This is a genomic window from Ancylomarina sp. 16SWW S1-10-2 (assembly GCF_009669305.1).
Lineage (GTDB): Bacteria > Bacteroidota > Bacteroidia > Bacteroidales > Marinifilaceae > Ancylomarina.
Genome location: NZ_SADB01000011.1, coordinates 1 through 21,315, shown reverse-complemented (window position 1 = coordinate 21,315; position 21,315 = coordinate 1). Strand labels below are relative to the sequence as shown.

At 34.9% G+C, this 21,315-nt stretch carries 19 protein-coding genes and 5 tRNA genes; 22 read left to right on the top strand and 2 right to left on the bottom strand.

The window, feature by feature from the left end; genetic code table 11:
• The first annotated feature begins 42 nt into the window (after positions 1-42).
• The 20 genes from EMN46_RS10645 (at position 43) to EMN46_RS10550 (ending at position 17,191) form a co-directional block, all read left to right on the top strand.
• The gene (locus EMN46_RS10645) at positions 43-522 is read left to right on the top strand and encodes an NAD(P)H-dependent oxidoreductase subunit E (protein WP_154200790.1); all 480 of its coding nucleotides are present in this window, start codon (positions 43-45) and stop codon (positions 520-522) included.
• A gap of 156 nt (positions 523-678) precedes the next feature.
• The gene (locus tag EMN46_RS10640) at positions 679-1,974 is read left to right on the top strand and encodes a helix-hairpin-helix domain-containing protein (protein ID WP_154200789.1); all 1,296 of its coding nucleotides are present in this window, start codon (positions 679-681) and stop codon (positions 1,972-1,974) included.
• A 174-nt stretch (positions 1,975-2,148) separates the two neighbouring features.
• On the top strand, positions 2,149-2,340 hold the full coding sequence (gene rpsU / locus EMN46_RS10635) for a 30S ribosomal protein S21 (RefSeq protein ID WP_154200788.1): 192 nt from the start codon (positions 2,149-2,151) through the stop codon (positions 2,338-2,340).
• A 70-nt stretch (positions 2,341-2,410) separates the two neighbouring features.
• Entirely contained in the window at positions 2,411-3,295 is an 885-nt protein-coding gene (locus EMN46_RS10630; protein ID WP_154200787.1) for a tyrosine-type recombinase/integrase, read from the top strand.
• 17 nt (positions 3,296-3,312) lie between these two features.
• Positions 3,313-3,612, top strand: coding sequence for a ribosome-associated translation inhibitor RaiA (gene raiA / locus EMN46_RS10625; protein ID WP_154200786.1), 300 nt, complete (start codon positions 3,313-3,315; stop codon positions 3,610-3,612).
• A gap of 104 nt (positions 3,613-3,716) precedes the next feature.
• A tRNA-Thr gene (locus tag EMN46_RS10620) sits at positions 3,717-3,790 on the top strand.
• A gap of 18 nt (positions 3,791-3,808) precedes the next feature.
• A tRNA-Tyr gene (locus EMN46_RS10615) sits at positions 3,809-3,890 on the top strand.
• Positions 3,891-3,931: 41 nt separating this feature from the next.
• Positions 3,932-4,004 (top strand) — tRNA-Gly (locus EMN46_RS10610).
• 11 nt (positions 4,005-4,015) lie between these two features.
• Positions 4,016-4,087: transfer RNA gene (locus tag EMN46_RS10605), tRNA-Thr, on the top strand.
• A 59-nt stretch (positions 4,088-4,146) separates the two neighbouring features.
• A complete protein-coding gene (tuf, locus tag EMN46_RS10600) occupies positions 4,147-5,334 on the top strand; it encodes an elongation factor Tu (protein ID WP_154200785.1) in 1,188 nt (395 codons plus the stop codon).
• A gap of 40 nt (positions 5,335-5,374) precedes the next feature.
• A tRNA-Trp gene (locus EMN46_RS10595) sits at positions 5,375-5,450 on the top strand.
• Between the two features lie 98 nt (positions 5,451-5,548).
• Complete coding sequence (gene secE, locus EMN46_RS10590; RefSeq protein ID WP_154200784.1) at positions 5,549-5,740, top strand: preprotein translocase subunit SecE; 192 nt, start codon at positions 5,549-5,551, stop codon at positions 5,738-5,740.
• A 16-nt stretch (positions 5,741-5,756) separates the two neighbouring features.
• On the top strand, positions 5,757-6,305 hold the full coding sequence (gene nusG, locus EMN46_RS10585; protein ID WP_154200783.1) for a transcription termination/antitermination protein NusG: 549 nt from the start codon (positions 5,757-5,759) through the stop codon (positions 6,303-6,305).
• A gap of 23 nt (positions 6,306-6,328) precedes the next feature.
• Positions 6,329-6,772 (top strand): 50S ribosomal protein L11, encoded by a 444-nt coding sequence (gene rplK / locus EMN46_RS10580; RefSeq protein WP_154200782.1) that lies wholly within the window; start codon positions 6,329-6,331, stop codon positions 6,770-6,772.
• A gap of 20 nt (positions 6,773-6,792) precedes the next feature.
• Positions 6,793-7,485, top strand: coding sequence for a 50S ribosomal protein L1 (gene rplA, locus EMN46_RS10575; RefSeq protein WP_154200781.1), 693 nt, complete (start codon positions 6,793-6,795; stop codon positions 7,483-7,485).
• A gap of 33 nt (positions 7,486-7,518) precedes the next feature.
• A complete protein-coding gene (gene rplJ / locus EMN46_RS10570) occupies positions 7,519-8,028 on the top strand; it encodes a 50S ribosomal protein L10 (RefSeq protein WP_154200780.1) in 510 nt (169 codons plus the stop codon).
• Between the two features lie 38 nt (positions 8,029-8,066).
• Positions 8,067-8,435, top strand: coding sequence for a 50S ribosomal protein L7/L12 (gene rplL, locus EMN46_RS10565; protein WP_154200779.1), 369 nt, complete (start codon positions 8,067-8,069; stop codon positions 8,433-8,435).
• 109 nt (positions 8,436-8,544) lie between these two features.
• The gene (gene rpoB / locus EMN46_RS10560) at positions 8,545-12,357 is read left to right on the top strand and encodes a DNA-directed RNA polymerase subunit beta (protein WP_154200778.1); all 3,813 of its coding nucleotides are present in this window, start codon (positions 8,545-8,547) and stop codon (positions 12,355-12,357) included.
• 82 nt (positions 12,358-12,439) lie between these two features.
• Entirely contained in the window at positions 12,440-16,714 is a 4,275-nt protein-coding gene (rpoC, locus tag EMN46_RS10555) for a DNA-directed RNA polymerase subunit beta' (protein WP_154200777.1), read from the top strand.
• A 150-nt stretch (positions 16,715-16,864) separates the two neighbouring features.
• Positions 16,865-17,191, top strand: a complete 327-nt coding sequence (locus tag EMN46_RS10550; protein ID WP_154200776.1) for a DUF3467 domain-containing protein — start codon at positions 16,865-16,867, stop codon at positions 17,189-17,191.
• 226 nt (positions 17,192-17,417) lie between these two features.
• Here the strand turns inward: EMN46_RS10550 and EMN46_RS10545 are convergent, their stop codons facing one another.
• Both EMN46_RS10545 and EMN46_RS10540 read right to left on the bottom strand, forming a co-directional pair.
• Positions 17,418-18,083: a response regulator transcription factor gene (locus EMN46_RS10545; protein WP_154200775.1), complete on the bottom strand. Its 666-nt coding sequence runs from the start codon at positions 18,081-18,083 to the stop codon at positions 17,418-17,420.
• A 44-nt stretch (positions 18,084-18,127) separates the two neighbouring features.
• Complete coding sequence (locus tag EMN46_RS10540; RefSeq protein ID WP_154200774.1) at positions 18,128-19,495, bottom strand: sensor histidine kinase KdpD; 1,368 nt, start codon at positions 19,493-19,495, stop codon at positions 18,128-18,130.
• Between the two features lie 710 nt (positions 19,496-20,205).
• Here EMN46_RS10540 and EMN46_RS10535 point away from each other — a divergent pair.
• Positions 20,206-21,048 carry a GLPGLI family protein gene (locus tag EMN46_RS10535; RefSeq protein WP_154200773.1) on the top strand — a complete coding sequence of 281 codons (843 nt, stop codon included), beginning with the start codon at positions 20,206-20,208 and terminating at the stop codon, positions 21,046-21,048.
• 52 nt (positions 21,049-21,100) lie between these two features.
• A partial coding sequence (locus tag EMN46_RS19960; protein ID WP_229130336.1) for a hypothetical protein occupies positions 21,101-21,315 on the top strand: 215 nt, incomplete at its 3' end.

The following is a 21,315-nucleotide window of genomic DNA, read 5'->3' as shown; positions in this document are numbered from 1 at the left end:
CTTTGCATCTGATTTTTATCTCACATCTTAAATATAAGTATTATGGCAAAAATAAAATTAGGAAAAGATAAGCTCGACAAACTTATTGAAATCTGTAAATCATTTAATAACGAAAGCAGCGAGCTGATTAATGTTCTCCATCAAACTCAAAAAAACTTTGGTTACATTCCCGCTGAAGTTCAGGAGGTTATTGCTCGTGAATTGAATGTGTCAGTTGCTCACGTTTATGGCGTAGTTACCTTCTATTCATTTTTTACGATGGTACCTAAGGGTGAGTTCCCTATTTCTGTTTGTATGGGAACAGCTTGTTATGTTCGTGGGTCTGATAAAGTCCTAGAAGAATTTATAAAGCAACTTAAAGTACCTGTTGGTCAGTTAACTGAAGATGGTAAGTTTTCCATCTCATGTCTACGTTGTGTAGGCGCCTGCGGTTTGGCTCCAGTAGTTACAATTGGAGAGCGTACTTATGGACGTGTTGCTGTTGGTGATGTTGCTGATATTTTAAAAGAGTATCAAGGCTAAGTTTTTGATTTTAATGATAAATATACCTTCGAAATTTTTGTTTTTTTTTGTGTGGTATCAGATAGATATATTTGTATTGTGAAAAAAATAATATAACTTCAGTAGTCTAATTATCTTAGTCTTACAAAGAAACATTATGACCTCAACTTATTTAATATGTCTTTTAAAAAGCATTTAAAAACTTATTTCTCGTTTTCATCTTCTGAAAGAAAGAGTCTAATTATTCTTTTAGCTCTTGTGCTTGCTGTTTTTATGTACCCTTTATTCTTTTTTAATAATAAAGTTCCAGTATGGGAAAACAATACTGCGAAGCAAAAGACATTGGATAGTTTGTTGATTTCCATGTCTGTCAATTCAAAAGAGAAAGATAATAGGGGTGTTTCTTATAAGTTATTTTCCTTTGATCCTAATCGTATTGATAGCTCAGGAATGTTATCGTTGGGTTTCTCAAATTTCTTGACTAAAAATCTATTGGCTTATAGAAAGTCGGGTGGTCGTATTGCACGTAAAGGTGATTTGAAGAAAATCTATGGCATGACTGATGATTTGTATCTTAGATTAGAACCATTTATTCATATTGCTTCTATAAAGGTCTTATCTACTTCTAAATTTAAAGCTAAATTAAAGCCTTTTGATCTTAATCAAGTCGATTCAATGGATTTACTAAGTTTAGGTTTTTCTGAATTTCAAACCCGCAATTTTATTCGATATAGAAGTAAGCTTGGACAGTTTAGTAAAAAAGAGGAGTTGAAAGATATTTATGGAATTAGTTCCTCTGATTTCGAGAAGTATGAGAAATTTATTCAGATAGGATCAAATAAATTGGAGACCAAAACTTATTTGTTTTCTTTCGATCCTAACCATACTAGTAAAAGTGCTTGGGATAGTCTAGGAGTTAAATTAGCTGTCATTAATAGAATAAATAAGTTTTTATCAAAGGGAGGACAGTTTTATAAGGCTCAAGACTTGAAAAGAATTTATGGTTTTGATTCTTTAAAGTATATTGAGCTTGGACCTTATATAGATATACCCAAGAAAGTGTTTGTTAATAAAATTTTAGTTGATTTAAATCATGCAGATTCTATTGGCTTGCAATCTTTACCAGGAATTGGTTCGTATTTTTCTAAGCAAATTATGAACTATCGAAAAAAGTTGGGTGGTTTTTATAATGTAGATCAATTGAACGATGTATATGGTTTAAGGCTGAGTCGAATTGATAGTATTCGTTCATATGTATTTGTAGATACAATTGATTTGCACTTAATTAATATTAATAAAGCGACAGTTGATGAATTAAATGCTCATCCATATATAAGTTATAAAGAAGCATTGGATATCGTTCGTTTAAGAAAGAGAAAAGGTTTAATTGATGATTTAGTAATTTTGCAAAAGAAGAAAATTTTTTCAAAATCGAACTTTTCAAGAGTAAAACCCTATTTGATTTTAGAATAAAAGCATAAAACGGCTATTTTTCGATGAAAAGAATAGTCTAATTATCTGACATTTATATGCGATTCAATTAAAATTTAAGTAATTGGTCAGATTTTTATAGATTTGTTTGAAATATCGTAAATGAATTAATAAGTTTGCGGCTCATTTAGAAATGATTAAATAAAAGAAGAAACTATGATTATTATTCCTATGAAGGAAGGCGAAAACATTGAAAGAGCCTTAAAAAAATTCAAAAGAAAATTTGAAAAAACTGGTGTAATCAAAGAATTACGTGGAAGACAGGTTTATATTAAGCCTTCTGTAAGAAAAAGAAAAGAAAAGATTCACGCAGTTTATGTTCAACAAATGCAATTGAACGAAGATTAATTTCTTTTGAAAAGGTTTCATGTCTTATTTTTTTGTAACTTGGTTTAACTAGATTATGAATTAAAAGTGTATGAGATATAAGGAATCTTTTCTGTCTTATTTGCAGTATGAGAAACGCTATTCTAAGCATACTTTGGTATCTTACGATTGTGATTTAAATCAGTTCTTTTCTTTTTTAACATCCTATGGTATTAAAGAAGAAGAATTAGTTGAATTGAATTTCAAAGATATCAGAAAGTGGATCGTCTCTTTAATGAATGATGGCTGCACAGCCAGAACTGTAAATAGGAAATTATCTTCTTTGAAATCCTTTTTTAAATATTTATTGCGAGAATCGTTAATACAACAGAATCCTATGGATAAAGTTGTAGGTCCTAGGCAAGGTAAGAAGCTTCCGAGTTTTGTTGCCGAGCATAGTATGCTATTGTTGCAAGAAGTAGATTTTGGTGAAGGGTTTGAAGGGGTTCGAGACAGACTGGTAGTTGAAATGTTTTATCAGACTGGCATGCGTTTATCTGAATTGATGAACCTAAAGGTGTCTAGTTTTGATCGATCAGCCTCAGTTGTTCGAGTTTTAGGTAAAAGAAATCGGGAGAGAATCATTCCTGTTAGTAATGTTCTCGAAACACTTCTTGATGAGTATTTAGAACAAAGATTTTTGCTTTGTTCAGAAGAGGATGGTTTTTTAATCTTAACAGATCATGCAAAGCCAGCTTACGAAAAGTTGTTGTATAGGATTGTGGTAAAACACTTGTCTAAAATAACAACCCTTTCTAAGAAAAGTCCTCATGTGTTGCGACATACTTTTGCGACACATTTACTTAATAATGGAGCTGATTTGAATGCTATAAAAGAGTTGTTGGGACATTCAAGTTTGTCTGCTACTCAAATATACACTCACACAGGCTTTGAGAGGCTAAACGTTATTTATAAACAGGCTCACCCCAGAGCTTAAAACTTGGAGGATAGAGTATGAAAGTAAACATTCAAGCAGTAGGTTTTAATGCTGATGCACGGTTGGAAGAATTTGTTGAAGGAAGAGTATCTAAATTACTTAAGCTTGACGATGATGTTACCAACGTAGAGGTCTTTTTAAGGGCTGAAAAACCATCGGTTGTAGAAAATAAAGAAGTAGAGATAAAATTTAATATCCCGGGAGGTGATATATTTGCCAAAAAGCAAAGCAAAACGTTCGAAGAAGCAGTTGATTTAGCGGTAGATGCATTGAAACGTCAAATCACAAAGCGTAAAGAGAAACTTCGTGGAAAATAATTGTAAAAATTATTTAATAGTTTTGTTATATAGATAAAATGTATTTACATTTGCAGACCATTTGCGAGGGAATTGTATGTCCCAGTGTGAATGGTCTGTTAATTGCCAGTGTAGCTCAGTTGGTCAGAGCAGCTGATTTGTAATCAGCAGGTCGTCGGTTCGACTCCGGCCACCGGCTCTTTTTTTGAATTTTATTGGGGAGATACCAAAGTGGCCAACCGGGGCAGACTGTAACTCTGCTGACTTCGTCTTCGTAGGTTCGAATCCTGCTCTCCCCACAGTGAAATTTCATAAACCTATTTATATAGGGTTGTGATATGCGGGAATAGCTCAGTTGATAGAGCATCAGCCTTCCAAGCTGAGGGTCGCGAGTTTGAGTCTCGTTTCCCGCTCATATTATTTTGCCGTTGTAGCTCAGGGGTAGAGCGTTTCCTTGGTAAGGAAGAGGTCATGAGTTCAAATCTCATCAATGGCTCAGGAAAATATAAAATATTATTTTAATTGTTGTCTAATTATTAATTAACTTTTCGAGTTATGGCTAAAGAACATTTTGATAGGTCAAAACCACACGTAAATATCGGTACTATCGGTCACGTTGATCACGGTAAAACTACTTTGACTGCTGCTATTACAACTGTGTTGTCAAAAAGAGGTTTTTGTGATGTAGCATCTTTCGATTCTATCGATAATGCTCCAGAGGAAAAAGAAAGAGGTATTACTATTAATACTGCTCACGTTGAGTATTCAACTGCTAATCGTCACTATGCTCACGTTGACTGTCCAGGTCACGCCGATTATGTGAAAAACATGGTTACTGGTGCTGCTCAAATGGATGGTGCAATTTTGGTTTGTGCTGCTACTGATGGTCCTATGCCTCAGACTCGCGAGCACATCCTATTGGCTCGTCAGGTAAACGTACCTAGAATGGTAGTTTTCTTGAACAAAGTTGACATGGTTGACGATGAAGAGATGCTAGAGTTAGTAGAAATGGAAGTTCGTGAACTTTTAGATTTTTACGAATTTGATGGTGATAACACACCAATCATTGCTGGATCTGCTTTAGGTGCATTGAACGGTGAAAAAGAATGGGAAGATAAGATCATGGAGCTTATGGATGCTGTTGATACTTGGATTCCACTTCCTCCACGTGATACTGATAAGCCTTTCCTAATGCCAGTTGAAGATGTATTCTCTATTACTGGTCGTGGTACTGTTGCTACTGGTCGTATTGAAACTGGTATTGTTAAAACTGGTGAAGAACTTCAAATTATCGGTCTTGGTGCTGAAGGTGTAAAAACTGTTTGTACTGGTGTTGAAATGTTCCGTAAGATTTTGGATGAAGGTCGCGCTGGTGATAACGTAGGTTTATTACTTAGAGGTATTGACAAAGCTGCTATCAAACGTGGTATGGTTATATCTCACCCAGGTACTATTAAACCTCATACTAAGATTAAGGCTGAGATTTATGTATTGAAAAAAGAAGAAGGTGGACGTCACACTCCATTCCATAACAGATACCGTCCTCAGTTCTATATTAGAACTCTTGATGTAACTGGTGAGATTACTCTTCCAGAAGGTGTTGAAATGGTAATGCCAGGTGATAACGTTACTATCAATGTAGAATTGATTACTCCAGTTGCTTGTTCTCTTGGTCTACGTTTCGCTATCCGTGAAGGTGGTAGAACTGTAGGTGCAGGTCAAATTACTGAAATTATAGAGTAATTTACATATAAAGAGTAATTCGTTTACGGATTACTCTTCTACGGGTGTAGCTCAGTTGGCAGAGCACTGGTCTCCAAAACCAGGTGTCGGGAGTTCGAGTCTCTCCACCCGTGCCAAAGGATACTTTGTCTTATGAAATAAGTCTCACAAACTGGATTTATTTAGACTGTGAGACAACTTCCATGTGAATTAATAAAACTTTAATTATAAGCACATGAAATTAGTAAATTATATTAAAGACGTTTATAACGAAATGACACAGAAAGTTTCATGGCCAACATGGCCTGAACTTCAAAGCAGTGCTATCGTCGTAATGGTAGCTTCAGCAATTATTGCAGGTGTAATTTTTGCGATGGACTTTTCGTTTAAAACGTTGATGGACACTGTATATGGTATGTTTTACTAATCATTGAAACTTTAAGATGGCTGAAATTGACAAAAAATGGTATGTTCTACGGGCTGTAGGAGGAAAAGAAAAGAAAGTCCAAGAATATATTTTAAGTGAGATTTCTAATCTTGGACTTCAGGATTACGTATCGCAGGTTCTCATTCCAACTGAAAAAGTGTTTGTGGTGCGCAACGGTAAAAAAATTAGCAAGGAAAGAATTTTCTTACCAGGCTATGTTTTAATCGAAGCTGCATTGACAGGCGAAATCCCTCACATCCTTCGTAGTGTTACGAATGTGATTGGCTTCCTGGGGGATACTAAAGGCGGCGACCCGTCTCCATTGCGACAATCAGAAGTGAATCGCATTTTGGGTAAGGTTGACGAATTGGCTAATAAAGATGAGGAAATGAGTATTCCTTATTTTGTTGGTGAATCGGTAAATGTGAATGATGGACCATTTAATGGTTTTACTGGTGTGATAGAAGAGGTTAATGCTGAGAAGAGGAAACTAAAAGTAATGGTTAAAATCTTTGGACGTAAGACACCTCTTGAGTTAAGTTTCATGCAAGTAGAAAAAGAATAAAAAACCTTTAGAAAAGTAAAACTATGGCTAAAGAAGTAGCAGGATTAATAAAATTGCAGATCAAAGGTGGTGCTGCAAATCCTTCACCTCCAGTAGGACCTGCATTAGGTGCTAAGGGAGTAAATATTATGGATTTTTGTAAACAATTCAATGCAAGAACTCAAGACATGGCTGGAAAAGTTATTCCAGTTGTTATCACTGTTTACAGTGATAGTTCTTTCGAATTCATTACAAAAACTCCTCCCGTTGCTGTTCAAATTTTAGAAGCTGCAAAATTAAAATCAGGTTCTGCGGAATCTAACCGTATTAAGGTTGGATCAATTACTTGGGAACAAGTTCGTTCTATCGCAGAAGGAAAGATGCAAGATTTGAATGCTTTTGAAGTAGAGAGCGCCATGAGTATGGTTGCTGGAACAGCAAGAAGTATGGGTGTCACTATTTCTGGTGATAGTCCGCTTAATCAATAATTTTTAATACTGCATTTAAAATGAGTATAACAAAGAATAGAAAGTTAGCTTTAGAAAAAGTCGTAGGAGATAAGATCTATACTATCGACGAAGCAGCAGCATTGGTTAAGGAGATTACTACTACTAAATTTGACGCTTCAGTGGATATGGATGTTCGCTTAGGAGTTGACCCTAGAAAAGCGAATCAAATGGTTCGTGGAGTGGTAACCCTACCTCACGGTACTGGTAAAAATGTTCGTGTTTTAGTACTTTGTACTCCTGATAAGGAAGAAGAAGCTAAAGCTGCAGGTGCTGACTTTGTTGGCCTTGACGAATTTATTACTAAGATCAAAGCAGGATGGACTGATATTGATGTTATCATTACAATGCCAACTGTTATGGCTAAAGTAGGTGCACTTGGACGTGTATTAGGCCCACGTGGTTTAATGCCAAACCCTAAGAGCGGTACTGTAACTATGGACATTGCTAAAGCTGTTAACGAAGTTAAGGCTGGTAAGATTGATTTCAAGGTCGACAAATATGGTATTATTCATTCATCAGTTGCTAAGGTATCTTTTGAAGCAGATAAAATCAAAGATAATGCTAAAGAATTTGTTGGTATTATCAATAAATTGAAACCATCTGCATCGAAAGGGACTTACATCAAGAGTATATACCTGTCAAGTACAATGAGTGCTGGGATTCAAATTGATCCAAAATCACTTATTGACTAATCAAATTATTTTTTAATCGAGACCTTGGTAATCATGAAAAAGGAAGACAAAATTCAGATTATTGATAGCTTGACAGAACAAATCAACGCATCAAATCACTTTTACCTAACAGACACTTCAGGAATGGATGCTGTTGCAACTTCTGCTTTACGTAGAGCTTGTTTTGGGAAGCAAATAAAGATGGTTGTTGTGAAAAATACTTTACTTCGTAATGCTTTAGAAAAAGCAGAAGTTGAGTGTGATGATTTGGCTGGAATCCTTAAGGGTGCAACATCTCTTATGCTTTCAGATGTGGGAAATGCTCCTGCAAAGCTAATCAAAGAATTCAGTAAAAATAATGACAAACCAACACTAAAAGGAGCTTTCGTAGAGGGAGCTGTTTATCTTGGAGCTGGTGAGTTAGACCTTCTAGCGTCTATTAAGTCTAAGGAAGAACTTATTGGGGATATTATTGCAGCATTGCAATCGCCAATTCAAAAAGTTATTTCTGCCTTAGAAAACGGTAAAGGTGAAGAAGTTGCTGAAGAAGTAGTATCAGAGTAATATATTTAGAGTATTTATTATTTAAAAAATAAAACAACATGGCAGATTTAAAAAAGTTTGCAGAAGAATTAGTTAATTTGACTGTTAAGGAAGTAAGTGAATTAGCTCAAATCTTAAAAGATGAGTACGGAATCGAGCCAGCTGCTGCTGCTGTAGTAGTTGCAGGTGGAGACGCTGAAGGTGCTGCTGCTGAGCAAACTGAATTCGATGTAATTCTAGTAGCTGCAGGTGGTTCTAAACTAGCTGTAGTAAAACTAGTTAAAGAATTAACTGGTCTTGGACTTAAGGATGCTAAAGCTGCAGTAGATGCTGCACCAGCACCATTGAAAGAAAAAGTTTCTAAAGAAGAAGCAGAAGCATTAAAAGCACAATTAGAAGAAGCTGGAGCTGAAGTTGAACTTAAATAGAATCACTAAGACCTTCAAGTAAGGTTATTATGGTTTAGAGTTTCATTAATTTGGAACTCTAAGCCTTTTTGTTGTTTATTATTGTTTAGGTTCAATTAATTTTAAGTAAATGTCTTCAAATACTATTAGTCAAAGAATTAGTTTTGCTTCAAATAAAAATCAGTTTCTATATCCTGATTTTTTGGAAATACAACTAAAATCTTTTCAAGACTTTTTTCAGTTGGAAACAATTTCTGAAAACAGAAAGAGCGAAGGATTATTTAAGGTATTTAGTGAGAATTTCCCAATTACGGATACCCGTAACAATTTTGTGTTGGAATTTCTTGACTATTTTGTTGATCCACCACGTTACTCCATTGAAGAATGTATCGAACGAGGCCTTAGTTATTGTGTGCCCCTTAAGGCTAAACTAAAGCTATATTGTACCGACCCAGAGCATGAGGATTTTGATACAGTTATTCAAGATGTATATCTTGGAACTGTGCCTTATATGACTGAAAAAGGTACTTTCGTAATCAATGGTGCTGAGCGTGTTGTCGTATCTCAACTTCACCGTTCTCCGGGTGTATTCTTTGGACAAAGTTTACATACCAACGGAACTAAGTTATATTCCGCACGTATTATTCCTTTTAAAGGATCATGGATCGAATTTGCAACTGACATTAATAATGTTATGTATGCTTATATTGACCGAAAGAAAAAACTTCCTGTTACAACTCTATTAAGATCGATAGGTTTCGAAAGTGATAAAGATATTCTAGAAATATTTGATCTTGCTGACGAAATAAAAGTTTCAAAAACCGGACTTAAGAAAGTTGTCGGTCGTAAACTTGCCGCTCGTGTTCTTAAATCTTGGATTGAAGACTTTGCAGATGAGGATACAGGAGAGGTAGTTTCTATCGAACGTAACGAAGTTATTATCGATAGAGAAACTATAGTTGAACCAGAACATATTGAAGAAATTCTTGAGTCAGGTGCTAAGACTATCTTATTACACAAGGAACAGCAGAATCTTGCTGATTATGCAATTATTTACAATACTTTGCAGAAAGATCCTTGTAACTCTGAAAAAGAAGCTGTTCTTCATATTTATCGTCAATTAAGAAACTCTGAGCCACCAGATGAGGCTACAGCTCGTGATGTAATTGATAAATTGTTCTTTTCTGACAAACGTTACGATTTAGGTGATGTTGGTCGTTATAGAATCAATAAGAAATTAGGTTTAAATACCGATAGGGATACTAAGGTATTGACCAAAGAAGATATTATTGAAATTATTAAGTACCTTATTAAGTTATTGAATGCACGTACTGATGTGGATGATATTGACCACTTGAGTAACCGTCGTGTTCGTACTGTAGGGGAACAACTATATAGTCAATTTGGTGTTGGTTTAGCTCGTATGGCGCGTACTATTCGTGAAAGAATGAATGTTCGTGACAATGAGGTGTTTACCCCAATTGATTTGATTAACTCGAAGACTTTATCTTCAGTTATCAATTCATTCTTCGGAACAAATGCTTTGTCTCAGTTTATGGATCAAACCAATCCACTTGCCGAGGTAACTCATAAGAGAAGAATGTCAGCTCTTGGACCAGGTGGTCTGTCTCGTGAGAGAGCAGGTTTCGAGGTTCGTGATGTTCACTATACTCACTATGGTCGTTTATGTCCTATTGAAACACCAGAGGGACCAAATATTGGTTTGATTTCTTCTTTATGTGTATTCGCTAAGATTAATGATCTTGGATTTATTGAAACACCATACCGTAAGGTAGTTGATAGAAAAGTTGATTTAAGTAATGACGGTATAAGTTATTATTCAGCTGAGGAAGAGGAAGGATTGATTATTGCCCAAGCTAATGCGCCATTGAATGATGATGGTTCATTTATTAATGATAAAGCAAAATCACGTAAAGATGGTGACTTCCCATTTGAAGAGATTGAGAATTTAGATTTGATGGACGTTGCTCCAAATCAGATTGCTTCTATGGCGGCTTCATTGATTCCGTTCCTTGAGCATGATGATGCCAATCGTGCTTTGATGGGATCGAATATGATGCGTCAGGCCGTTCCAATTATCAAACCTGAATCACCAATTGTAGGTACTGGACTTGAAGCAACTGTTGCGAGAGATTCTCGTACTCAGATTATAGCTAAAAGAGCTGGTGTTGTTGAATTTGTTGATGCAACTAAAATTGTAATCGCTTACGAAAGAAGCGAAAGTGAAGCATTTGTTAGTTTTGAATCAAATGTTGTAACTTACAATTTACCAAAATATCAAAAAACGAATCAGGGAACTACTATTGACCTTAAGCCTATTGTAGCTAAAGGAGATAAGTTAGTTAAGGGTCAAATCTTAACTGATGGATATGGTACTCAAACTGGTGAGTTAGCACTTGGTCGTAACCTTAAGGTGGCATTTATGCCTTGGAAAGGTTATAACTATGAGGATGCGATTGTTATTTCTGAGCGTATTGTTAAGGATGATGTATTTACTTCTATTCATGTAAGTGAGTATTCTCTTGAAGTACGTGACACAAAACGTGGAATGGAAGAATTAACTTCTGATATTCCTAACGTAAGTGAAGAAGCAACTCGTAATCTTGATGAAAATGGTTTAATTCGTATTGGTGCAAATGTTGAGCCAGGCGATATTCTTATTGGTAAGATTACTCCAAAAGGAGAATCTGATCCTTCTCCAGAAGAGAAATTGCTTCGTGCAATTTTTGGTGATAAAGCAGGTGATGTAAAAGATGCATCTCTTAAAGCTTCTCCTTCACTTCATGGTGTTGTTATCGAGAAAAAGTTATTTTCTCGAGCTGTTCGTGACCGTAAGTCTAAGCAAAGCGATAAACCATTATTGCAGAAACTTGATGAAGAGTTTGAAAAAACTATTGGCGATTTAAACAACCTTCTTATAGAGAGATTGTTTACAATTTGTAATGGTAAAACTTCTCAAGGAGTTAAGGATTATTTAAGTGTTGATTTAATTCCTAAGGGTGTTAAATTTACTCAGAAATTATTAATGGAGATTAACTACTTACAAGTTGACCCTAACAAGTGGACAACTGATAAGGAAAAGAATCAAACTATTAAAACCTTACTGCATAATTTTGTTATTAAGTACAAAGAACTTGATAGTGCTAGTAAACGTAAGAAATACAACCTTACTATCGGAGATGAAATGCCAGTAGGTATTATCCAAATGGCGAAGATTTATGTTGCTAAGAAACGTAAGCTTCAGATTGGTGATAAAATGGCTGGACGTCACGGTAATAAAGGTATTGTTTCACGTGTTGTTCGTAAAGAAGATATGCCATTCCTTGAGGATGGAACTACTGTAGATATTTGCTTGAATCCACTTGGTGTACCATCTCGTATGAACCTTGGACAGGTTTTTGAAACGGTTCTTGGATGGGCTGGTATTGAGTTAGGTTTAAAATTTGCAACGCCAATTTTTGATGGTGCAAGTCTAGACGAAATTACTGCATATACTGACAAAGCTGGTGTTCCTGCTTTTGGTAAAGCTTACCTTCATGATGGAGGTACTGGTGTACGATTTGATCAGCCTGCTACGGTTGGTATTATCTACATGCTGAAACTAGGTCACATGGTAGATGATAAGATGCATGCGCGTTCTATCGGACCTTATTCTCTGATTACTCAGCAACCACTTGGTGGTAAGGCTCAGTTTGGTGGTCAGCGTTTTGGAGAGATGGAAGTATGGGCTCTTGAGGCCTTTGGTGCTGCTCATGTTCTACAAGAAATCTTGACTATTAAATCTGATGATGTAATAGGTAGAGCGAAAGCTTATGAAGCTATCGTTAAAGGTGAACCTATGCCAGCTCCAGGTATTCCAGAATCTCTTAACGTGTTATTACACGAACTTAGAGGTCTTGCCTTGAGCGTCAAATTAGTATAAGCCTTATATAGAAAGTGAATGTTGGTTTATTCTGGCATTCACTTTTCATGATTCAATTTGTTAATATCCTAATTTTCAATATATGGCATTCAGAAGAGATAACAAAGTAAAGAGTAATTTTACAAAAATCTCTATCAGTCTTGCTTCTCCTGAAGAGATCTTAGAAAGATCTAGCGGGGAAGTTTTAAAGCCTGAAACCATCAATTATCGTACTTATAAACCAGAACGTGACGGTTTATTCTGTGAAAGAATTTTCGGTCCAGTAAAGGATTATGAGTGTCACTGTGGTAAATACAAGCGTATCCGTTATCGCGGAATTGTTTGTGACCGATGTGGTGTTGAGGTTACCGAGAAAAAAGTACGCCGTGAGCGTATGGGACACATCCAATTGGTTGTGCCTGTAGCGCATATTTGGTATTTTAAATCTTTGCCAAATAAAATTGGTTACCTTTTGGGTTTACCAACTAAGAAACTTGATACCATTATCTATTACGAGCGTTACGTTGTAATTAATGCTGGTACAGCTGTAGATAAAGAGGGTCAAGCTCTTAATTATTTAGATTTTCTAACTGAAGAAGAATACTTAGATATTCTAGATACTCTTCCTGCAGAAAATCAACATCTTGATGATGAAGATCCAAATAAGTTTATTGCAAAAATGGGTGCTGAAGCACTATACAGTTTGCTTTCTCGTTTAGATCTTGATACATTATCATATGAGTTACGTCACAAGGCTAATACTGAGACTTCACAGCAACGTAAAAACGAAGCTTTGAAACGTCTTCAAGTAGTTGGTGCTTTTCGTGAGTCTAAAGGTGTAAACAAACCAGAATGGATGGTTGTCAAAGTTGTTCCTGTAATTCCACCAGAATTACGACCTTTGGTACCTTTAGATGGTGGTCGTTTTGCAACTTCAGATTTAAATGATCTGTATCGTCGTGTGATTATTCGTAACAATCGACTTAAGAGATTAATCGAAATCAAAGCTCCAGAAGTAATCTTACGTAATGAGAAACGTATGCTTCAAGAGGCTGTTGATTCACTATTTGATAATTCACGTAAATCTAATGCGGTTAAGACAGAAAACAACCGTCCTTTAAAATCTCTTTCAGATTCATTGAAAGGTAAGCAAGGTCGTTTCCGTCAGAATCTATTGGGTAAGCGTGTTGACTATTCTGCTCGTTCGGTAATTGTTGTAGGTCCAAATTTGGAAATGCACGAGTGTGGTATTCCTAAGGATATGGCAGCTGAACTTTATAAGCCTTTCGTTATTCGTAAGCTTATTGAGCGTGGAATTGTAAAGACTGTTAAGTCTGCTAAAAAAATTGTAGATCGTAAAGATCCTGTGGTTTGGGATATTCTTGAGAATGTATTAAAAGGACATCCTGTGATGCTTAACCGTGCTCCAACACTTCACCGTTTGGGTATTCAGTCTTTCCAACCAAAATTAATTGAAGGTAAAGCGATTCAACTACATCCACTAGCATGTACTGGTTTCAATGCCGATTTTGATGGTGACCAAATGGCTGTCCATTTACCTTTAGGTAATGAAGCTGTACTTGAGGCTCAGATGTTAATGTTGTGTTCTCACAATATTCTGAATCCTGCTAATGGTACTCCAATTACAGTTCCTTCTCAGGATATGGTATTGGGTCTTTATTATATTACTAAAGAACGTACAGGTTGTAAAGGTGAAGGTATTACTTTCTACTCTGCAGAAGAGGCAATGATTGCTTTTAACGAAAAAGCAGTAGATCTTCATGCTAAGATTAAAGTGAAAGTAAAAGATCTTAATGAAAATGACGAACTAGTTGACACTATTATAGAGACAACTATGGGGCGTATCATTATGAATCAACATACACCTGAAAAAGCTGGTTTTTTAAATCAGTTGATTACGAAGAGAGCTCTTCGTGATATCATTGGATATATTTATAAGAAATGTGGTGTTCATTTGACTGCTAAATTTCTTGATGATATTAAAAACTTAGGTTACCGTCAAGCTTTTGAAGGTGGACTATCGTTTAACCTTTCTGATGTTAAGGTTCCTGACGAGAAGGAAGCAATGGTTGCTGAAGGTTATGAACAAGTTGACGAAGTAAAGAATAACTATAATATGGGATTCATTACTAACAACGAACGTTATAACCAGATTATTGATATTTGGACGCATGTAAATGCTAATTTGACTCAAACATTGATGACTCAGTTGGAAAATGATAATCAAGGTTTCAACTCTGTATATATGATGCTTGACTCTGGTGCTCGTGGATCACGAGAACAGATTCGTCAGTTGGGTGGTATGCGTGGTTTGATGGCCAAGCCTCAGAAATCTGGAGCTAAAGGTGGTCAGATTATTGAAAATCCAATTCTTTCTAACTTTAAGGAAGGTCTTTCTGTACTTGAGTACTTTATTTCTACTCACGGTGCTCGTAAAGGTCTTGCGGATACGGCCCTTAAAACGGCTGATGCGGGTTATTTAACTCGACGTTTAGTTGATGTTGCACAAGATGTTATTATCCACGAATCAGATTGTGGTACTTTAAGAGGTCTTTCTGTTTCAGCAATTAAGAATCAAGAAGATGTTGTCGCTTCTCTATTCGAAAGAATTTTAGGTCGTACAGCTGTTTATGATGTTTTCCATCCTTTAACTGGTGACTTACTTGTTGCATCAGGAGAAGAAATTACAGAAGAAATCGCAGAAGCTATTGAAGCTTCTCCAATTGAAACTGTAGAGATTCGTTCTGTATTAACTTGTGAAGCTCGTCAAGGAGTTTGTGCCAAATGTTATGGACGTAACCTTGCAAGTGGTGAATTAGTTCAAAGAGGTGAAGCTGTTGGTGTTATTGCTGCACAGTCAATTGGAGAGCCAGGTACACAGTTAACACTTCGTACTTTCCACGTAGGGGGTACTGCTGGTAATACTTCAGCTGAGAATTCTGTTGTATCTAAATACGATGGTTTTGCTGAGTTCGATGAACTTAGAACTGTTGAACACACGACTGAAGAAGGTGAAAAATTCGATGTTGTAATTGGTCGTACTGGTGAATTACGTATCGTCGATAAAAATACAAATATTGCTGTATCAACACATGCTATTCCTTACGGTTCTAAACTGTATACTAAGGATGCTGCTAATGTTTCAAAAGGTGATTTGATTTGTGAGTGGGATCCTTATAATGCCATGATCATTTCTGAATTCTCTGGAAAAATTTCATTCGAAAACTTAATTGAAGGTATAACCTTTACTGAAGAGTCTGATGAAGCAACAGGTTTTGCTGAGAAAGTAATTATTGAATCTAAGGATAAAGCTACGAATGCCAGTGTTAGAATATTAAGTTCTACCGGTGAAATTCTTAAGTCTTATAACTTACCAGTTGGGGCACACGTCTCGGTAAGCGAAGGTGATATGATTAAAATTGGTGAATCAGTTGTTAAGATTCCAAGAAACGTTGGTAAAACAGGTGATATTACTGGGGGGCTACCTCGTGTTACTGAGTTGTTTGAAGCTCGTAATCCATCTAATCCAGCAGTTGTTACTGAAATTGATGGTGAAATTACTTTCGGTAAGATCAAGCGTGGTAATCGTGAAGTTATTGTTACTTCACGAACTGGTCAAGAGAAGAAATATCTTGTTCCTCTATCAAGACAAATGCTTGTTCAAGAGAGTGATTATATAAGAGCTGGTACGCCACTTTCTGATGGAGCTACAACACCTGCTGATATTCTTGCTATTAAAGGTCCTACAAAAGTTCAGGAGTATATCGTGAACGAAGTACAGGATGTTTACCGTATGCAGGGTGTTAAGATTAATGATAAGCACTTTGAAATTATTGTGCGTCAGATGATGCGTAAGGTTGTTATTGCTGATCCAGGAGATACGACATTCCTTGAAAAACAAATTGTTGATAAGCAAGTATTTATGCTTGAGAACGATGAGATTTTCGGTAAAAAGGTTGTTGTTGAAGCTGGTGATTCTAACGAATTAAAGCAAGGTCAGATTGTTACTGCTAGAGAATTACGTGATGTGAATTCAGTATTGAAGCGTAAGGATATGAAATTGGTTGTTGCACGTGATGTTATTGCGGCTACTTCTACTCAAATTCTTCAGGGTATTACCCGTGCATCTCTTCAAACTAAGAGTTTCATGTCAGCGGCTTCTTTCCAGGAAACAACTAAAGTATTGAACGAGGCTGCAATTCGTGGTAAGGTTGATAATTTAGAAGGCTTGAAAGAGAACGTTATTTGTGGAAAATTGATTCCAGCAGGTACTGGTCTTCGTGCTTACAGAGACATCGTAGTTGGTGCAAAAGAAGATTACGAAAAACTTCTTGCTAAAACGCCTACAAAAGAGTAAGTAAACTCTTAATAAATATAAAAGCTGTTTCATTTATTGAAACAGCTTTTTTTTTATCTTATTACGAGTATATTTTATTATTTTAGCTCATCTTAATTTACTAATTTAAGATAAAATAAAATTATTGTTACGTAACTGAAAATATTTACAATGGAAGACAATAAAAAAGGGAATAAAATTGATATTCAACTTAGTGAAGAAGTGGCTCAAGGTACCTATTCTAATTTAGCAGTTATTACACACTCTAATTCAGAGTTTGTTGTTGATTTTGTACGTATAATGCCAGGTGTACCAAAAGCAGATGTCAAATCAAGAGTTATTTTAACTCCAGAACATGCAAAGCGTTTAATGTTAGCCTTACAGGACAATATTAAAAAATACGAATCGATGAATGGACCTATTAAAAATGTTGATGGCGGTCAAGGTTCTCAAGGACCAATTATACCAATGAGTTTTGGACCAACAGGGCAAGCTTAAAAGATTGACTTTGTCATGCTCTGACTATTTGAAAGTTGTAAATGTCAGGGGATGACTAAAAAAACATATAAAAGCGCAAAGAATTATTTATTCTTTGCGCTTTTTGAATAAATATGGAGGAAAATCTGTTTGATTAGTGCTTTACAAAAACGTAACGCCAAGCGGATAAAAAAAAATGTGAAAATTGTTCTGATCAGTGTGATTTGTGTTCTATTAAAAGGCTTATCTAAACATTAAGCATATAACCAACACCTCTTATCGTATCAATTTCAATTGAATTATTTTCTTTAAATAATTCCCGTAAACTAGATAAAGTATTCTGTAAGCTAGAAATATTTTGTTTTTGAGTGGAACCCCAAAGTTTTTCTGCAATTTGATTTTGTCTCATTATCTGATTGGGATTTTTCATCAATAATTCCAAAGTCTTTTTTTCGAAAGGGCTTAATCTTTTAACTAGTATATTCTTATAAAACAATTCGTTAGTATTTAAATTTAGTTTATAGTCAGAGGTAAATACAAATGCTTTAGATTGCTTTTGAGAAGTAAAACGTTTGATATAAGAGACCAGAATTGGTATGGAAATGGGTTTAGGGATATAAGCATTACCTCCTACATTTATACCTTTTGTAATCATTTCTTCTTCGGTATGTGAGGATACAAACAGTATGGGTATTTGTGGATAATTAGCAATGATATTCTTTGCTGTATCAATGCCATTCTTTTCTCCAATTTCTACATCTAAAATAACAATATTAGGAACGAAATCTTCAATAACATGTATGATTCCAAGTGTTGTATTCTGGAAATGCACACTATAATTGTAATCTGTTTCCAATACATTACTTATGAAATTGCCTAAATTAATATCGTCATCTACAAATATTATTTTCATTTTAAATTTGTTGTTGGTTATCAGTTGCGCTTTTGTAATTTTGTTTACTGTTTTAAGGGTAAAATAATCCAAAAACTACTGCCTTCGTCAATTTTACTTTCTAATTTAATTTTTCCCTTGTGGGCTTCTACAATTTGCCGACTAAACGATAAACCAATGCCATGTCCTTTTGTATTATTGCTGGAACGATAGAATTCCTGAAAAATTTTCTTCTGTTCTTTTTGTGGAATGCCTTTTCCCGAATCTTTAATGTAAATGTATAATTCTTTTTTATCACTTTTAGTTATAATGTTTATTTTAGCAGGAGCATCAGAATATTTAAATGCATTGTCGAGTAGGTTATGTAATGCCATTTCAAAATACAAAGGATCTACTTTTATGTTTAGATTTTTAGGAATATTTATTGTGCATATAGCCTGTTTTTCTTGATAGATAAGATTCAATTCTGACAATATTTCGCCACATTTTTCAGCAAGAGGATAAGCTTTGTACTCCATAGCTATTGCTCTCTTTTTACCACGAAACAAGGTTAAAATTAGTTCTATTTTGTTGCTTAATTTAGCAATGTTGGTGCTGGCATTACTCAATTGTTTTTGCATTGGTGCCGATTGCTCTTTACCAGCCAGGTAGTCCAAAAAAGTATAGGTGAATGATATGGGAGATTTTAAATCGTGTACAATACCACTTACGGCTTGCTCGCGCCATTGCAACTGATTTGCTTTTTGTTTTAATTTAAGCAGTATGTAAATCATAAAAATAACCACAAGAATAACGGCTATACCTGAAATGCTGATAGAGATTAACATTATGCGCAAGAAGGGTAATGTACTTAGTTTGAAATTGGCCGTAAAAACATAAATTTCTTTTGTGCCCAAAGCAATTGCTATGTGGATATTACTTTGCGACGGTTTTAATGTGATATTTTCATTAGAGTATATCTTATCAATCGTTTTTCCATTTTCTAAAAGTTGCATGTTGTAACTTTCTATAAAGTTTCGTTTTGCAAAACTTTTCAGGAACAAAGAATCAATAATATGTAAATGTATTTTTTTTCGCTCTAAACTTATATCGGTGAATGCAGCTTCAAGTGCTTTATGAAGTGAGAAGTTTGGAATGTACTTGTTTGTATTGATTTCTGTACTACCCAATTGTTTGGGAGAATTTGGTTGTGATTCTTCTTCGGTTTCTTCAATAGTAATTGTGGTTGTGTGTGGTTTTTTAGGATCGGAAGTACTATATCCTTGCAGGGTATGAAAGTTTAATATGCTTTGCAAACTGTTTTCCAGTTTTACTTTAAAAGCTTGTTTGTCCTGTTCCATTTGTTGATGTAGCCAAATAAGCTGGGAAAAAATAAGCATTGTAAGTACCAATACCATTATTGCAAATAGCCTTTGAAATAATTTACTTTTCATAAAGTAAAATTATCTTTCTTTTTAAGAATATGAAATATTTTTTAAAAGAATTATTCTAAATTATAAAAGATCTTCAAAAAAATGCCTCTCTTTTCTCATCAAAATCATCATTTAATTCTCATTACTTGATGAGAATTAAATGAATTTATTAAATGTTTGATAAAGCTGATATTTTCTCTATCTGCACTGTAATTTTTTTTATTTGTTCATTAAAATGCTTGTATTTCAATTAGAAAACCCAGCTGATTTTGATTAGGTACCTCACCGAGTACGATTAGAAAGCTAATCGTTTATTTAGAATTTGTATTCTAAATTTAAAGAAGAAAGACCACCATTTTAATTACTTCAAAATTTAAAATTATGAAAAAGAAAAATAGTATGGAAGTATTCAAAAAGTGTTTAGGTTCTGTAACCCTAAATTTACGGTTCCGAACCTAAACAGATGGGTAGAAGACCTCCGATTTTGGCTTACAGAACCCAAACGGAAACTTAAAGAACCACAAATTATAAGTTTCGAACCTATACGAAATGGTAACAGACCTAAACGGAACATTTCTGAACCTAAAACGACTAAATGAAATAGCCAATATGGGTGCAAGTGTTTTCACTCGCATCTATTTTCAGAGAAAAATAAAAGTTTTTAAAATATTGTTAAACAGTAAAGAAGGGGAGCAAATCGCTCTCTTTGTTTTTTTTAGATAATTTCAGTTATGTATGTTAAATTAATATTGTTGAGTTGTCTGTTAGGGCTTGGATTACATACCAAATGCCAGGTGTATGATAAGTTTGAACAGACGAATTTGGTATGTCAATATAGCATGAAATGGAAATTTGATACTTTAAACAATATTATAAGGGATGATTTAATTATTCTACAAATAGGGCAGGATATCTCTAAAAACTATAGCTATTATACTTTTCAAGCAGATTCTTTGAGTAAGACCTCTAATAGTAAAGAAATGTGGAGCATGTTGTTTAAAAAAGCAATAAAAGAGGCCAATGGAGGTGTTCCAACTAATGGTTTTCCTTATAAAAGATCAAAAACATTTGTGTATAAAAATTACCCAAGGGGCAAGATGACCATTACCGATGGAATTTCCTTGCAGGGTTACATTTATGAGGATGAGTTAAATGTACAAAACTGGGAAGTTTTGGATAGTACCAAAGTGGTTCTAGGTAATTCCTGTCAACTGGCCAAATGCACTTTTCGTGGCAGACAATGGTTGGCATGGTTTGCTCYTGAAATTCCCATAAGCGATGGACCATGGAAATTTGGTGGYTTACCTGGTTTGATTCTWGAGGTTCATGACATTGGTAAGCAATACAATTTTGTAATAATAGGCATAGAAAAAAAAGAAGAACCGAWTGTGTTTAGTAAGACATACGTGGGGAGCAAGAAGTTTGGAAAAACRAAWCGACTTGAATTCCTAAAAGCAAAAAAAGCCTACMTAATGAATATGGGTGGCTATATAGAAATGGAAACCGGAATTGATTTAGGAAGTAATTCTTTACAAAAAATGATGCGYTACGATTTAATTGAGCGGGATTATTAAAGGGGGGGACTCCACACATACGGGTTTCACAATATTATAAATTAATTTTTATATGCATAAAAAAATATTATTGTCGATCAGCATATTAGCAGTGTCGATATTTTGTAATGCACAGAAAAAATTGGATGAGTCTTTTTTGAAGTGCGTTTATGATTTTGAGTATTTAAAAGATACATTATCATATAAAAAATCAGATGGGGATATGTTGTATCTTCAAATTGGGCATAATTGCTCCAAATGTTACAGTTATTATAGTAATCAGGTTGA